The following is a 15688-nucleotide window of genomic DNA, read 5'->3' as shown; positions in this document are numbered from 1 at the left end:
AGGAATATATGAAAAAAATGAAGAGGGCGGTAGTCTGTACAAGTGTTGTAGTTGGAATGTTGGGCTTAGTTGGTTGTAACCAAAATGAAAGCGCTTCCCCGAGTGGTGACTCTGGTGAAGCCAAAGGAGATGCTAAACCGATCTCAATAATGGCAGTACTTCACACACCTGAAGTACCAGACAAGAAAATCCAGAATATGATTGAAGAAAATACTGATACTACATTAGATATTCAATGGGTTCCACAAAACAACTATGAAGAACGCTTGAATGCAGCGTTCGCTACCGGCACATTACCTCAAGTTTTATATGTATCTGGACCTGAAATGTTCTACGAAGCTTTAAGGGATGATCAATTTTGGGAAATTGGACCTTATCTAGATGAATTTGAAAATCTAAAAAAGTTAAAACCCGATGTGTTATCAAATATGGAGTTTGAAGGTAAATTATATTCGATTTACCAAGGGAGACCTTTATCGAGACAAGGAATTATCTATCGTAAAGATTGGGCTGATAATTTAGGACTTGAAGCTCCAACTACAACGGACGAAGTATATGAAATGCTAAGAGCATTTACAGAAGATGACCCAGATGGAAATGGGAAAGATGATACAATTGGTTTAACGGACCGAAATGAACTACAATATGGAGCGTTCAAATCCGTTGCTTCATGGTTTGGTACACCGAACCAATGGGGTGAAAAAGATGGTAACATCACACCAGAATTTATGTTTGATGAGTATAAAGATACGTTAGACTTTTTTAGAGATCTTCATGAGAGCGGTTACATTAATCAAGACTTCCCAGTTACAAGTAAAACAGATCAGCAAGACTTACTTAAAACAGGAAAAGCCGGAATGTACATTGGTTCAATGGGTGACGTTGAAACATTGTACAGAGATGCAACCGACCTAAATCCTGACGTTGAATTTGATGTTCATAACTATGTTGAAGGTCCAGATGGTGAGTATGGAATTTGGTCCATCCCAGGCTATAGCAGAATGCTCCTGTTCCCACGTTCTTCTGTAGAAACAGAAGAAGAATTGAAGCATATTCTTAGCTTCTATGACCAGTTGATGGAGCCCGATAATATGAACCTCATGACATGGGGCGTTGAGGGAGAGCATTATACCCTTGAGGACGGAAAAGCTCAATCAATCGCCGATAACCAACAAGCAAACGATCGAGAAGTAAAACCGTTCTTATCACTTGAAATTGGTGAGCCAGAAACAAGCGGTAAATACGAGGGTCTATCTACGTATGAACCAAAAACAAAAGCAACAGAGCTAGAGAAGGATAATGAAGAGTACTTAATACCAGATCTATCTGTTGGTTTAGTGTCGGATACGTATGTACAAAACGGTGATCGCCTGCAAGGAATCATTGATGATGCTACGTACAAGTATATGTTGGGGCAACTTGACGAAGCAGGGTTTGATGCAGCTGTTGATAACTGGTTGAACCAAGGTGGTCAAGATATGATTGATGAATACACAGAGGCTTATAACGCTCAGTAAGTTATAATGAATAAATAGCGCTTCTTTTAACAAAAAGTAGCGCTTATTTTTTTTCTTTTAATAACTAATAAATACATTCTAGGTCAAATTGATAAATTGACAAAGGATTTTAAGCAGAAGCAAACGAATATATACAACCAATAGTGCTTTCTGATAAGGAGAGCACTATCGTTTTGAATTCGCACTACAAATTAAAATTGAGCGGGGGAGTACTTTTGAAAAACATAAAAAAGGTAGCTCTATTTTCAGGGATTTGTATCGGATTATTAGGATTAACAGCATGCAGTGAAAATGAAAGCGCTTCAAATGAGGGCGGGGGTCAAGCGAGCAATGATCCTATTTCAATTATGGCTGTACTACACACTCCAGAAGTACCTGATCATAAACTTCAGGATTTACTTGAGGAAAAAACAGATTCTACACTTGATATTCAATGGGTTCCAAGTGACAATTACACCGAACGACTTAATACCGCGTTTGCAACGGGTACTCTTCCACAAGTTGTGACGGTTTCAAACCCTGATTTATTTAGAGAAGCAATCATGGATGGACAATTTTGGGAGATTGGGCCTTATCTTGATGAGTTCAAAAATTTAAGTAAGCTTAATCCTGATATTTTAGATAACTCAAAAGTTGACGATAAACTGTTTTCTTTGTACCTCGGAAGACCGCTGTCTCGATCAGGTATTATTTACAGAAAAGATTGGGCTGAAAATCTAGGACTCGAGGCGCCAACAAACGTTGATGAAGTATTTGAAATGGCTCGAGCATTCACCGAGGATGACCCAGATAGAAATGGGCAAGACGATACGATTGGTTTAGTTGACCGAGGCGAAATGTATTACGGTGCTTTCAAAACTATTTCTTCATGGCATGGGACACCGAATGGTTGGGGTGAAAAAGACGGTATCATTACTCCAGAATTTATGTTTGACGAATACATGGATACACTCAACTACATTAAAGGGATTCACGAGAATGGATATATGAACCAAGATTTTCCGGTTACAAGTAAAACAGATCAAGTGAATATGTTTAAAACAGGTAAAGCAGGTCTCTATATTGGATCAATGGGTGATGTAGAAGGTATTTATCGAGATGCAACGGCTCTAAACCCAGATGCTGAATTTGATGTTCATAACTATGTAGAAGGTCCAGATGGAGAATATAAGATCTGGTCGATTCCTGGATATGGAAGTTTACTTATGTTTCCTAAGGACTCTGTAAAAACAGAAGAAGATCTAAAGAACATTCTAGGTTTCTATGATCAGTTAATGGAAACCGATACGATGAATCTACTCGTGTGGGGTATCGAAGGCGAGCATTACACAGTAGAAGATGGATTGGCAAAATCAATTGCTGAAAACCAACAAGCGATCGATCGTGAGGTAAGACCGTATCTTTCACTTGAAATCGGAGAAGCTGAGTCCTCAGGGCGATATGAAGGCTATTCAGATTATGAACCAAAGATGAAAGCAACAGAGCTCGAAAAGGATAATGAAAATTACTTGATTCCTGACTTATCAATTGGTTTACATTCCGATGAATATATTCATAACAGCGAGCGACTCCAAGAAATTATTAACGATGCAACATACAAATATGTACTTGGACAAATCGATGAGGATGGGTTCAATCAAGCAGTAGAGAATTGGAAAAACCAAGGCGGACAAAAAATTATGGATGAATTCACGGAACATTATAAGCAGAAACAATAAATGATTCTTAGATGAAAGAGACCAAGTTAAAACTAAAAATTAATGAGAAAGTGGCGAATGATTCTACGATCGAATCATTCGCCATTTCTGTTTTCCGTATTGTTTAGTAAGACGAGCGGAAGGAGAACCCGACACTCCTGTGAAAAAGTACCCGGTGAACACACTGTAGCGGCGTTTTTCCCGCGAAAGGGGCTGAGGCCGTACCCCGTGGGTGGGAGGGATTCTCCTGAAGCGGATATTGTGCTGTGTTCGTTTTTTGCTATCAACATTAATGGTATGTCAAAGCCTTTTACTATTTTTAACTAGTTCCTACTCAGGAAATGTAATCGTGAGTGAAGCCGAATTTTCCTATAACTTGTAAAGTAACGCAAGTAATCATTAGACCATATGTCATCTCAAACCCTTACCCATGCTAGGATCTACCAACCAATGCAATGATTATTCTCAATACGTTCATTGATCGGTACACTAAGATTAAGCTTTAAAAGACAAACGAGAAATCCACAAAAGAAAGTGAGGAATTACATTGAAACGATCTAAGAAAGTTGTTCTATATGCAGGTGTATGTGTAGGACTTGTAGGGCTTACTGCCTGTAATCAAAATGAAAGCGCTTCATCTGAAGGCGGGGGAGCGAGCGATGGTCCGATCACAATGATGGCTACATTGCATACTCCTGAAGTCCCAGATAAAAAAATCCAAAATTTGATTGAAGAAGAAACAGGTGCAACACTCGATATTCAGTGGGTGCCAGGAGATAACTACGATGAGCGTTTAAATGCTGCATTTGCAACAGGCACGCTTCCACAGGTTGTTTCGATTCAAAATCCGGATCTTTTTATCGGTGCCATTCAGGATGATCAATTCTGGGAAGTTGGACCTTATTTAGAGGAGTACGAGAATTTAAGTAAATTGAAGCCAGAGATTCTAGAAAACTCTAAAATTGATGGAAAGATCTATTCAATCTATCAAGGTAGACCGTTATCTAGATCAGGTATTATCTACCGTAAGGATTGGGCAGATAATCTAGGACTTGAAGCTCCAACAAATATTGATGAAGTGTATGAAATGGCACGTGCGTTTACAGAGGATGATCCCGATGGAAACGGCAGAGATGATACGATGGGAATTACAGACCGTAATGATATGCAGTACGGTGCATTCAAGGCAATCGCATCATGGCATGGTACTCCAAACGACTGGGGAATTAAAGATGGTGTAATTACTCCAGAATTTATGTTTGATGAGTATATGGATACGTTAAATTATATTAAAGATATTCATGAAAACGGATACATGAACCAGGACTTCCCTGTAACAAGTAAAACAGACCAGCAAGACATGTTCAAAACAGGAAAAGCCGGAATCTATATCGGATCAATGGGTGACGTTGAAACCATTTATCGTGATGCAGTCGCGTTAAATCCTGATGTTGAATTAGATGTTCACAACTACGTTGAAGGTCCAGATGGAGAATACGGAATCTGGTCTATCCCTGGTTATGGAAGCTTAATGATGTTCCCTAAATCAGCTGTTGAAACGGAGGATGATCTTAAGAAAATCCTTGATTTCTTTGATAAGCTGATGGATACAGACACGATGAACACACTTGTTTGGGGAGTAGAAGATGAGCATTACACAGTAGAAGATGGACTAGCTAAGACAATTGCTGAAAACCAGCAAGCAGCTGACCGTGAAGTGAAACCATATCTTTCTATTGAAATTGGTGAGGCTGAAACGAGTGGCCGTTATGAAGGATATTCTGATTACCCACCTAAAACAAAAGCAACGGAGCTTGAAAAAGATAATGAGCAGTATTTAATTCAAGACGCGTCCATTGGTTTGCATTCAGATGAATACATTCAAAATGGCGAAAGACTTCAAGGAATTATTCAAGATGCAACATACCAGTACATTCTTGGACAACTTGATGAAGATGGATTTAATAAAGCAATCGACAACTGGAAAAATCAAGGCGGACAAACCATCATGGACGAGTACACAGAGTCTTATAACGAGTTGAACTAATCATAATCAAGGGGCAGGAAACTGCTCCTCTCAATGAAAGGGGTGTAGTATGGCTAATCAAGTTTCTTTAGAACCTAATCAGAAGATAAACCTTAAAGCAGCAAGGCGTAAGGAACGGGTAAATAAATTAAAGAAAAATAAGCTTATATACTTAATGATTGCTCCAGGTATTTTGTACTTTCTGATTTATAAGTACTTCCCTATGTATGGATTGATTATTGCCTTTCAAGATTACAAGCCTTATCTCGGAATCACTGGAAGTCCATGGGTTGGTTTCACTCACTTTGAACGATTATTCCAAGACCCTGATTTCTGGATGATCTTTAAGAATACGATTGTTTTGTTTATTCTCCAGTTAGTCATAGCATTTCCAATACCGATTATCTTAGCTCTAATGTTAAATGAAATAAGACATCAGTTTTATAAAAAGAGTATCCAGACGCTTATCTATATTCCTCACTTTATGTCTTGGGTAGTAATCGTTTCAATCAGTTATGTGATGCTGACATTAGACGGAGGAATCATTAACAGTTTGTTACGTGCAATGGGCTTTGGACCAATTAACTTCCTCTTAAGTGAAGAGTGGTTCAGACCAATGTATATCCTGCAGATTATCTGGCGCGAGTCAGGTTGGGGAACAATTATCTTCTTAGCTGCTATTGCTGGGGTAGATCCACAGCTTTATGAAGCAGCGAAGATTGATGGAGCAAGTCGCTTAAGACAGATTTGGCATATTACGCTTCCGTCAATTAGAAGTGTCATCATCATTTTGTTAATTCTTAAAATTGGTGATGTTTTGGAGTTAGGTTTTGAGCATGTGTATCTACTCCTAAACTCATCTAACCGAGCCGTAGCAGAGATCTTTGATACGTACGTCTTTACCGCCGGCTTGCAGCAAGGACAATTTAGTTACAGTACAGCAGTAGGTTTCTTTAAAGGAATAGTCGGCCTCATCCTTGTTATTGGTGCCAATAAATTGGCCAAAAAATACGGCGAAGAGGGCGTTTATTAGAAAGGAGTGCACATATGGTAGGCGAAAAAAGTATTTCAAACCGATTGTTTTCAGGCGCAAATGCCTTCATTCTCGGCGTTATAGCACTTTTGTGTGTACTTCCTTTTGTACATGTTATTGGTAGCTCCTTCGCGACGAGTGCAGAAATTGCTTCAAGAAGCTTTTTAATCTTTCCAACAACATTCAGCTTAGATGCATATCGTTACATTTTCTCAACGGATACCATCATGACTGCCATGCTTGTCTCGATTGGCGTTACGCTTGGGGGGACGGCTTGGAGTATGTTCCTTTCCGTTCTAACTGCTTATGGATTATCAAGAAGAGACTTAGTTGGTAGACGTTTCATTATGTTCTTTATCATCTTCACTATGCTTTTTAACGGGGGGATGATTCCTACATTCCTTGTTGTTCAACAGACTGGATTAATGAACAGCTTACTTGCTCTTGTTATTCCAGTTTCAATTAACGCCTTTAACATGATCATCCTTAGAAGTTTCTTTATGAACCTTCCTGCTGGTTTAGAAGAGTCAGCAAAGATTGATGGTTGTAACGATTTTGGTGTATTATTCCGAATCGTACTTCCATGTTCGATGCCAGCGATTGCAACGATTTCATTGTTCTATGCGGTTACGTACTGGAACACTTATATGCACGCTATTCTTTATCTAAATGATGCTTCAAAATGGCCGGTTCAGGTTCTACTTAGACAAGTCGTTGTTCTAGCATCCGGTTTAAGCTATGACGGATCTGAATATACAGATGTACCACCACCGGAGATTGCAGTTAAGATGGCAGTCATTGTGGTAGCAACAATTCCTGTACTAATGGTGTATCCATTCCTACAAAAGTATTTTGCAAAGGGTGCACTAATTGGTTCAATGAAAGGGTAATAGGAGGCCATTGTGAATACGTTTAAGAATCCAATTATTCCCGGGTTTTACCCGGACCCCTCCATTTGTCGAGTGGGGGAAGATTACTACTTAGTCACATCGACCTTTGAATATTTCCCGGGTGTACCCATCTTCCATAGTCGTGATTTAGTAAACTGGAAGCAAATTGGCCATGTGCTAGATCGTCCTTCTCAGCTTGAGCTGGGTGGGACTGAACCATCAGCTGGAATTTGGGCACCTACCATTCGTTATCATGAAGGAATCTTTTACATGATTACAACGTTTGTTGTGAGCAGGCAAGGAGAAAGACGAAACTTCTACGTGACAGCAAAAGATCCAGCTGGACCTTGGTCGGATCCTGTATGGCTTGAAGGAGCACCCGGTATTGATCCATCGTTATTCTTTGATGACGATGGACGGGTGTATTACACCGGAAACCGTGTACCTCCTACTGGTCAAACGCATCATAAGCATGAAGAGATCTGGTTGCAAGAACTGGATATTAACGCAAAGAAACTGATCGGAGAGCCGATGAGTATATGGGACGGTGCACTAAAAAACGCCCATGCACAGGAAGCACCTCATCTTTATAAAAAAGATGGATACTATTACTTGATTATTGCTGAGGGTGGCACGGGTTATACGCATGCAGTGACGGTCGCGCGAAGTAAGTCAGTCACGGGACCCTATGAATCGTCAAAGCGAAATCCTATACTCACACATAGACATTTAGGGAAACACGCAAAGATCGCAAACGTAGGTCATGCGGATATCATTGAAACACAAAACGGAGAATGGTGGCTTGTTTGCTTAGCATCAAGGCCTTATGGTGGACACTACCGTAACCTTGGAAGAGAAACGTTCCTTGCTCCGATGATATGGGAAGATGATTGGCCGGTTATGTGTCCGGATACAGGGAAAATTGAGTTCGAGATGGAAAAGCCAGATCTGCCAGAACATAAATGGCCGAGCTTGCCTACATTTGATTCGTTTGAAAGTGAGACACTTGACTTACGGTGGAATTTCCTACGAACTCCAGATGAAACAAGCTATTCTCTGACAGATAGACCAGGTTTCTTAAGGTTACATCTACGTCCAGAGTCGACAGTCGAATACACGACACCTAGCTTTATTGGACGTCGTCAACAGCATTTAAATTTTTCGGCAACGACTGTCCTTGACTTCGCGCCTGCCTCAGAGAATGAAACGGCAGGACTGTTACTCATTCAAAATCATGACTACCAGTTTCGATTTGAAGTCGCTCTAATAGATGGAGAGCAGGTCATTCGACTGGTTAGAAGAGAGAATGGGAATGAGAACGTCGTTGCAAGCAATTTATACAGAGATAAGACCATCTACTTAAAAGTAGAAGCAGATGAGCAAGAGTATCATTTCTATTACGCAGAGAAGCCAGATCAATGGAAGTTACTTGTTTGGAGCGAGGATGGTCGTATTCTGAGTACAGATAAAGCAGGAGGGTTTACCGGAGCGTATATGGGACCTTTTGCGACGAGTACCGGAGTGAAAAGCGATAATCATGCTGACTTTGATTGGTTTCATTATCAGGGGATTGAATAAGCAAGACTAGTAGAACAGGAGGATTCAAGATGAAAAGAAATCTGAAAAAGAAGATCTATTTAATAGGGTTTAGTTTTCTCTGTTTCCTTCTGGCTGCATGTCAATCAGATGACGATCAAATGAAAGTCATCGTTTTCTCTGATGAACTCTATGAGCAAAAAGAAATGATTGAATCAGAATTCGTTCTTGATTCAAACACCGAGGTAACGTTTTTTCCGGAAGTTCAAGAGAGACTCTTAACGGAGCTCGCTAGTCACCAATCAAGCTTGCTTATCGTAGAAGGAGCATTAGCCCAGCAGATGGTGGAATATGAAGCATTAATTCCGCTAGAAGGATTTCAATCGGATCTCGCTCTCAACGAATATGTTAAAAATGATGCAGATCAAGAGGAAATGAAGGCACTGAACTTGAATAAGAGTAACGTAGTGGAATTACATGATGTTGAATTAACAGAGGACCACTTGGTAGGAATACCTGTGTATAGTCCTGAACAAGAAAAAGCAACAGAATTAGTAAACATACTATTTTCCAATTAAATGGGGTGAGATCATGGAAATGCCAGGGATTTGGGGAAGCTTCTATCGGATTAGTACAGCAATTTATAAGCTTGCATATGTAAACGCTTTATGGTTAGGGTTTACTCTTGTAGGATTAGTCTTATTTGGATTCATGCCAGCAACCATCGCAATGTTTGCTGTATGCAAGAAATGGATGCAGGGTGATTGGGATGAGCCGGTATTTGCTACATTTTGGGCTAATTATAAGAAGGAATTTATTCGTTCGAATGGCTTAGGTGTTGCGTTGATTCTAGTAGGCTTCTTAATTTATTGGAATCTAACATTATTCACCGGAATGGAATGGACCTTCGTCATTATTCGTTACACGATGATAGCTGTTGGCGTTGCGTTTGCCATTATGCTTATTTTTCTCTTCCCGACATACGTTAGTTTTGACGTTGTAGGATTAGACCGAATCAAGACAGCTTTAGCCTTAGCCTTTGGGCATCCAACATATCTCATCTTAGTTTTAGTTGGGCTGTATGCCATGCAAATGCTGTTCATGACTGTGCCAGGACTTATTTTATTCTTTGGTGCTGCAGTGCCCGCTACATTCTTAATGTGGGTCTTCAAATTAGTTCATCATTCCCTTGAAAGAAAAGCCCAGACACAGGAGGTACAACAAACATGAGAAAAATAGCAGTATGCGGTCTTAGTAATCGTGCATTAAAAATGTTTATGGAACCAGTGATGTATCAGTTTTCGCAGACAAATCAAATTGTTGGTTTACTTGATATTGATCCTAGACGTGAAGAGATCTGTATCGAGAAATTTCCAGAGCTTGTCGGAACCCCCTTCTATACTCAGTTCGAGCAATTTGATGAGATGATTAAAGCAACAGGGGCCAATACAATTATCGTTACAGGTCGAGATGATTCACATGTTGATTACATTGTAAAAGGCCTAGAGCATGACCTTGATGTCATTACTGAGAAACCAATGGTTACGACAGTTAAAGATGCCAAACGAGTAATGGAAGCAGAAGGAAAGAGTAAAGGGAAAGTAACGGTTGCCTTTAACTATCGCTATAGTCCATACCATCGTAAAATTAGAGAATTGATTGCTGATGGAAAGCTTGGGCGCATTACATCTGTTGATTTGAATTGGTACATTGATACGTATCATGGGTCAAGCTACTTTAAGCGCTGGAATCGTATGAGAGAATACTCTGGTGGACTTTCCATTCATAAATCAACTCACCATTTTGATCTAGTAAACTGGTGGATTGATCAGAAGCCACAGCAGGTCTTCGCTCATGGTGCACTAAACTACTACGGAAAAGATGGGGAACTAAATCCGAGTCCAACTGATAACCGCTTCTGTGGTACCTGTAAGGAGCAGCATCTATGCCCTTATTACACGCGTTGGTTTGGACGTGGCACGGGCGCGACTGAAGATGATCACTTAAATAGCGATCAAAAAATGGAAGCGTACACAAATTACCGTCCAGATGCCTGTGTCTTTGATCATGAAATTGAGATTGAAGATACGTACACAGCGAGCGTACGTTATGATAAAGGGGCATTACTGAGCTACTCTATTAACTTCTCTCTTCCATATGAGGGATATCGCCTTGCAATCAATGGAACAAAAGGCAGATTGGAAACAACAGAGTTTCATTCTCCTGACCGTACACCGTTCCCAATTCCTGAGCAAACGATTGATTTCTTCCCGTTATTCGGATCAAAAGAAGTCATTCATGTTGTGAAGAACGATGGAGGTCATGGTGGTGGGGATCCTCTTATCCAAGAAGACATCTTCCTTGGTCCAGATCCAACAAGACCATATGAAATTTTAGCAGGATCAGAGGCAGGAGCTTATTCTATCGCTGTGGGAGAGGCTGTTTGGAAGTCTACGAAAAGCGGGTTACCAATCGATATTGAGCAATTGTTACAGCATAATTATGAAGAGATCAAAGGCTAAATACATTTTGTATTTAGCTTTTTTTTCGTATAATGCCATTATAGAAAGGTGAGTGTTGAGATGACTGTAGAGATAACAAAGGTACATACAGAAGCAGAAATCAATAAACTGGCTGAACAAGCCGTAGGAATTTGGAACGAACATTACGTTGGAATTATCACAAAAGAACAAGTGGATTATATGATTGGAAAATATCAATCAGCAGAGGCAGTGACACGTCAAATTGAGACGGAAGGCTATGAATATTTTAACTTAAACGTCATTCAAGCTCCAATTGGTTACATGGCAGTCAAAGAAAAGAGTGGAAAGCTCTTCTTAAGCAAATTGTATATGCAAAAAGAGTCTAGAGGGAATGGATACGCAAGTGAGGCGATGTTGTTTTTAGAAGACCTATGCACACAGAGGGGTCTTGAAGCTATTTGGTTAACTGTTAACCGAGAAAACCTTCATACCATTGACGTCTATAAAAAGAAAGGCTTCAATATTATTGCAGAAGAAGTGAACGACATCGGGCATGGTTTTGTGATGGACGATTATATTATGGAAAAAAGAGTAAAGTAAAGAATAAAAATCTCCCTATTCGGTTAACAATAAGATTGACCAAAATTAACCGGATAAAGGAGATTTTTTACTTGGATAATCATACCGAAACAAATGCCCAGCATGATGGCGATTCTCGTGACGGTCGGATGGCAGGAAATGAAACCGATCAAACATTAACCAATCGACAAGGACAGCCCATCGTTGATAATCAAAATATCAAAACGGTAACAAATCGAGGGCCTTCCACGCTTGAAAACTATGATTTCTTAGAAAAAATTAGTCACTTTGATCGCGAACGTATCCCTGAACGAGTGGTGCATGGTCGTGGAGCTGGGGCACATGGGATCTTTCAATCATACGGAAAAGTAGGGGATGACCCTATCTCAAACTACACTCGTGCCAAAGTATTTACCAATACAGACGTCGAAACGCCTGTTTTTGTCCGCTTTTCTACCGTAACACATGGTACACACTCCCCTGAATCATTAAGAGATCCTCGTGGGTTTGCGGTTAAATTTTATACAGAAGATGGAAACTGGGATTTGGTCGGAAACAACCTTAAGATCTTTTTTATTCGTGATGCGATGAAGTTTCCTGATTTAATTCACGCGTTTAAGCCAGATCCAGTTACAAATACACAGGATCCTGCCCGCATCTTTGATTTCATTTCAAACACACCTGAAGCGACACATATGATTACATTTTTGTTTTCACCATGGGGAATTCCGGCCAATTACAGGCAAATGCAGGGCTCTGGCGTGAATACCTACAAATGGGTGAATAATGAAGGAAAAGCTGTACTCGTTAAGTATCATTGGGAGCCTCTTCAAGGTATTAAAAACTTAACGCAGGAATTAGCTGAAAAAATCCAAGCAGAAGATTTTAATCATGCGACGGTTGATTTGTATCAAGCCATTGAGGAAGGGAATTATCCTGAATGGGAGCTATATGTGCAGATCATTGAGGACCATGATCATCCTGAGTTGGATTTTGATCCGCTTGATGATACGAAGCTATGGTACAAAGAGAAATTCCCGTGGCATAAGGTAGGGAAGATGACGTTAAATCGTAATCCAAAAAATTATTTTGCTGAAGTAGAGCAAGCGGCATTTGGTACAGGTGTCTTGGTTGACGGGCTCGAATTTTCAGATGATAAAATGCTTCAAGGACGGACATTCAGTTATTCTGATACGCAGCGACATAGAGTAGGGGCTAATTATTTGCAGCTTCCAATCAATGCACCTAAAAAACGAGTTGCGACCAATCAACGTGATGGGCAAATGACCTATTACGTAGATACGCCTCCTTCTCACAACCCGCATATTAATTACGAGCCATCGGTTGAAGGGTTAAAAGAAGCGAAGCGAAACGGTAAGCCGCACGAGCCGGAAGTAAGCGGTCGAGTGGTAAAGGAGTCCATTGACCGACCAAATAACTTCGGTCAGGCGGGAGAGACCTATAACCGGTTATCTGAATGGGAAAAAGATGAACTGATCAAAAATCTTGTCGCAGGTATTAGCCAAGCCGACGAGCGAGTGCAAACTCAAATGATTCATAACCTCTCTGAAGCGGACAAAGACTACGGCCGTAGAGTGAAAGAAGGAATTGAATCATTTAAAAAACGGGGCGCCATGAAACCATCGGCTGTTGTAGAAGCGCAGCAATTAAGTGAGCCATCAAGTCCTTATTAAGAGGGGGCGGAAGAAGCAGGGGACCGGTGTCCGCTGCTTTTTTAGTTTTGGGCGATGAGGTGGGGAAGTGAAACGTTACGCCCCCTCTACTTAACAACAAAAACGCACACCTTCACATCTCGATGTGAACATGTGCGCTCCTTATCCTTCTTACCGAAAGCCTCCAACATACTCCTGGCTCGGGCGGAAGATTCGATTATCGGCTGATTGCTCTAACACATGCGCCGACCAACCTACGATCCGGCTGACACAGAAAGTAGGTGTAAACCATTGGGGATCAAGTTGAAGTGCATCCATGACAGCGGCTGCATAGTACTCTACATTAACATGTAGCTTGCGTCCTGGTTTGTATTCAGCAAGAAGCTGTGTGATTAGCGCCTCGAGGGTAACGGCATCCTGCAATGCCTTGTGGTCGCCTCCGGACTTCTGCAATACGTGTCGAAGCGCGATAGCCCGCGGGTCGTAGGTTTTATAAACGCGGTGACCAAATCCCATGAGCTTCTCTCCTGCAGCTAGTTTCGTTCTCAAAACAGATTCAGGATCATCTGGTGCTGTCTGCACATCCTTTAATAATTGTAGAACGCCCGTGGGTGCTCCGCCGTGCAGTGGCCCCTTCATCGCACCAAGTGCGCCGCAAATCGCTGAGGGCAGATCTGATTCAGTTGAAGATACAACCCGCGCTGCAAATGTAGATGCGTTCATCCCATGTTCCATCGTTAACACAAGGTAAGCAGTTAATGCTGCACTTTGTGCAGGCTCAGGCTTACTACCCGTGAGCAAATAAAAATAATGATCTACATGATTAAGTGTTGAATCTGGATTGAGAAGGGCTTTGCCTTTGGAATGCCGGACCCAAGAGGCAATAATTGTAGGAAAAATGGCGATGAGTTGAATGGCCTCTGCTTTGGTAGGAGGCCAAGTAGCCTTACTGTTCAAACAGGACACACATGTACGCAGAGCATCCATAATAGAAAGCGATACCGGGAGCGATTGGATAAGTGTTTCCATGCTTTTAGGAAGAATTCTTTTTTCTTTTAGCTCTTCCTCAAACTCGTTAAGCTCTTTTGAAGTCGGTAGCTCACCATATATAAGTAGAAAGGCTACCTCTTCAAAGCACCTCGTTTCTGCTAGCTCGGCGGCGTTGTATCCTCTGTAAAGCAACTGACCCTTCTGTCCATCTACGTCTCCGATTGCTGTTTCAGCGACAATGACTCCTTCAAGTCCTCGTTTTAACATAACCCTCATCCTCTCCTATATTTTCTTTAGTGTACTAGAGTGATATGATAATAAACATTGAATAATAATGGTTTAATTGATTATGAAATATAATCAATAGTGGAGGTGAAGTTTGTTGAATATGCATTGGATTGAGAGTTTTCTAGCAGCAGCCCACTACGAAAATTTTAGAAAGGCAGCTTCGTCTCTTTATGTTTCACAGCCAACTGTGACGGTTCATATTCATCAGCTTGAAAAACTTATTGGTGCCGAATTGTTTGAGCGCACGGGACGAAGAGTAGTACTCACTCACTTTGGACGGGAATTCGTTCCGCATGCGCATGCGATGCTGTCGACTTATCGAGCGGGGATGTCGCATATGGATAAGAAGATACAAGGATTCTTAACGGAAGTTCGTGTAGCCGTATCACCACTTATTGCGACAAGCTATCTTCCTCATTGGATCAAAGCATTTACGAAGACACACCCCAACACGGAAGTGAAGATTGAGGTCATGGAATCGAAGCTAATCGGACCAGCGGTGAGTGGGGGAGAGGTGGACATTGGATTGTCTCGAATGCCTGTGATATCAAATCAGCTTTCTTGTAAGCAGATACAGTCAGAAAAGGTTGTGTTTGTGGTCCCGCATGATGGGCGTGATATGGAAAGTGGTATCCCAGTAGATGCAGAAGCCATTCTATCAGAGCAGGTTCTATTAACTCATAATCATCCGATGTATTGGGAGGAGCTTCTTCTTTCTTGCAAACGGCTGATCCCAAGTACAAGGGAAATGAAGGTGTCTCAAGTTCACGTTACAAAACGGTTTATTGAGGAGGGGTTAGGTTGTTCGTTTCTACCACTGTCTGCAGTAAGAAGAGAGCTAGCTGAGGGGAGAATACTAGAAGGTGAGCTACCGTCACTTGAATTGCCTATTGTCTCTACGTATCTTTTAACCAAATCGCCCTCTCGTGAAGCCATTGCTCTGGAGGATACCATCCTGCACTTAACCTAAAAAACG

The 15688-nt window shown here is 41.1% G+C and carries 13 protein-coding genes; 12 read left to right on the top strand and 1 reads right to left on the bottom strand.

Features of this window, described 5'->3' with window-relative positions; all coding sequences use genetic code 11:
- Positions 1 to 8 precede the first annotated feature (8 nt).
- The 11 genes from ACQKKO_RS04900 (at position 9) to ACQKKO_RS04850 (ending at position 13455) form a co-directional block, all read left to right on the top strand.
- Positions 9 to 1517, top strand: coding sequence for an extracellular solute-binding protein (locus ACQKKO_RS04900; RefSeq protein WP_498644882.1), 1509 nt, complete (start codon positions 9 to 11; stop codon positions 1515 to 1517).
- 215 nt (positions 1518 to 1732) lie between these two features.
- Positions 1733 to 3235, top strand: coding sequence for an extracellular solute-binding protein (locus ACQKKO_RS04895; protein ID WP_498644880.1), 1503 nt, complete (start codon positions 1733 to 1735; stop codon positions 3233 to 3235).
- A 526-nt stretch (positions 3236 to 3761) separates the two neighbouring features.
- Positions 3762 to 5261, top strand: coding sequence for an extracellular solute-binding protein (locus ACQKKO_RS04890; RefSeq protein WP_498644878.1), 1500 nt, complete (start codon positions 3762 to 3764; stop codon positions 5259 to 5261).
- A 49-nt stretch (positions 5262 to 5310) separates the two neighbouring features.
- The gene (locus tag ACQKKO_RS04885; protein ID WP_498644876.1) at positions 5311 to 6273 is read left to right on the top strand and encodes an ABC transporter permease; all 963 of its coding nucleotides are present in this window, start codon (positions 5311 to 5313) and stop codon (positions 6271 to 6273) included.
- A 14-nt stretch (positions 6274 to 6287) separates the two neighbouring features.
- The gene (locus ACQKKO_RS04880) at positions 6288 to 7163 is read left to right on the top strand and encodes a carbohydrate ABC transporter permease (protein ID WP_203087715.1); all 876 of its coding nucleotides are present in this window, start codon (positions 6288 to 6290) and stop codon (positions 7161 to 7163) included.
- Positions 7164 to 7175: 12 nt separating this feature from the next.
- Positions 7176 to 8741, top strand: coding sequence for a glycoside hydrolase family 43 protein (locus ACQKKO_RS04875; RefSeq protein ID WP_498644873.1), 1566 nt, complete (start codon positions 7176 to 7178; stop codon positions 8739 to 8741).
- Positions 8742 to 8770: 29 nt separating this feature from the next.
- A complete protein-coding gene (locus tag ACQKKO_RS04870) occupies positions 8771 to 9277 on the top strand; it encodes a hypothetical protein (protein WP_498644872.1) in 507 nt (168 codons plus the stop codon).
- Positions 9278 to 9290: 13 nt separating this feature from the next.
- Positions 9291 to 9929 carry a YesL family protein gene (locus ACQKKO_RS04865; protein ID WP_498644870.1) on the top strand — a complete coding sequence of 213 codons (639 nt, stop codon included), beginning with the start codon at positions 9291 to 9293 and terminating at the stop codon, positions 9927 to 9929.
- A complete protein-coding gene (locus ACQKKO_RS04860) occupies positions 9926 to 11221 on the top strand; it encodes a Gfo/Idh/MocA family protein (protein WP_498644868.1) in 1296 nt (431 codons plus the stop codon). Before ACQKKO_RS04865 ends, ACQKKO_RS04860 begins: the two co-directional genes overlap by 4 nt.
- Positions 11222 to 11281: 60 nt before the next feature.
- Entirely contained in the window at positions 11282 to 11782 is a 501-nt protein-coding gene (locus ACQKKO_RS04855) for a GNAT family N-acetyltransferase (RefSeq protein ID WP_498644866.1), read from the top strand.
- A 128-nt stretch (positions 11783 to 11910) separates the two neighbouring features.
- Positions 11911 to 13455 (top strand): catalase, encoded by a 1545-nt coding sequence (locus ACQKKO_RS04850; protein WP_498645190.1) that lies wholly within the window; start codon positions 11911 to 11913, stop codon positions 13453 to 13455.
- A gap of 150 nt (positions 13456 to 13605) precedes the next feature.
- Here ACQKKO_RS04850 and ACQKKO_RS04845 read toward each other — a convergent pair whose 3' ends face one another.
- Positions 13606 to 14691 (bottom strand): citrate synthase/methylcitrate synthase, encoded by a 1086-nt coding sequence (locus tag ACQKKO_RS04845; RefSeq protein ID WP_498644864.1) that lies wholly within the window; start codon positions 14689 to 14691, stop codon positions 13606 to 13608.
- Between the two features lie 121 nt (positions 14692 to 14812).
- Between ACQKKO_RS04845 and ACQKKO_RS04840 the strand changes: the two genes are divergently transcribed.
- Entirely contained in the window at positions 14813 to 15682 is an 870-nt protein-coding gene (locus tag ACQKKO_RS04840; protein WP_498645188.1) for a LysR family transcriptional regulator, read from the top strand.
- The last annotated feature ends 6 nt before the right edge of the window (positions 15683 to 15688 follow it).

This window comes from Alkalihalobacillus sp. NPDC127517 (assembly GCF_050276055.1).
GTDB lineage: Bacteria > Bacillota > Bacilli > Bacillales > Bacillaceae_D > Alkalicoccobacillus.
This window is presented reverse-complemented; position numbering and strand designations above follow the sequence as displayed.

Excerpts from the sequence above, each read along its gene's own strand:
- ACQKKO_RS04870 (WP_498644872.1), top strand. The coding sequence starts at position 8,771 with ATGAAAAGAAATCTGAAAAAGAAGATCTATTTAATAGGGTTTAGTTTT.
- ACQKKO_RS04845 (WP_498644864.1), bottom strand. The coding sequence starts at position 14,691 with ATGTTAAAACGAGGACTTGAAGGAGTCATTGTCGCTGAAACAGCAATC.
- ACQKKO_RS04880 (WP_203087715.1), top strand. The coding sequence starts at position 6,288 with ATGGTAGGCGAAAAAAGTATTTCAAACCGATTGTTTTCAGGCGCAAAT.
- ACQKKO_RS04865 (WP_498644870.1), top strand. The coding sequence starts at position 9,291 with ATGGAAATGCCAGGGATTTGGGGAAGCTTCTATCGGATTAGTACAGCA.
- ACQKKO_RS04885 (WP_498644876.1), top strand. The coding sequence starts at position 5,311 with ATGGCTAATCAAGTTTCTTTAGAACCTAATCAGAAGATAAACCTTAAA.
- ACQKKO_RS04855 (WP_498644866.1), top strand. The coding sequence starts at position 11,282 with ATGACTGTAGAGATAACAAAGGTACATACAGAAGCAGAAATCAATAAA.
- ACQKKO_RS04850 (WP_498645190.1), top strand. The coding sequence starts at position 11,911 with ATGGCAGGAAATGAAACCGATCAAACATTAACCAATCGACAAGGACAG.
- ACQKKO_RS04900 (WP_498644882.1), top strand. The coding sequence starts at position 9 with ATGAAAAAAATGAAGAGGGCGGTAGTCTGTACAAGTGTTGTAGTTGGA.
- ACQKKO_RS04860 (WP_498644868.1), top strand. The coding sequence starts at position 9,926 with ATGAGAAAAATAGCAGTATGCGGTCTTAGTAATCGTGCATTAAAAATG.
- ACQKKO_RS04840 (WP_498645188.1), top strand. The coding sequence starts at position 14,813 with ATGCATTGGATTGAGAGTTTTCTAGCAGCAGCCCACTACGAAAATTTT.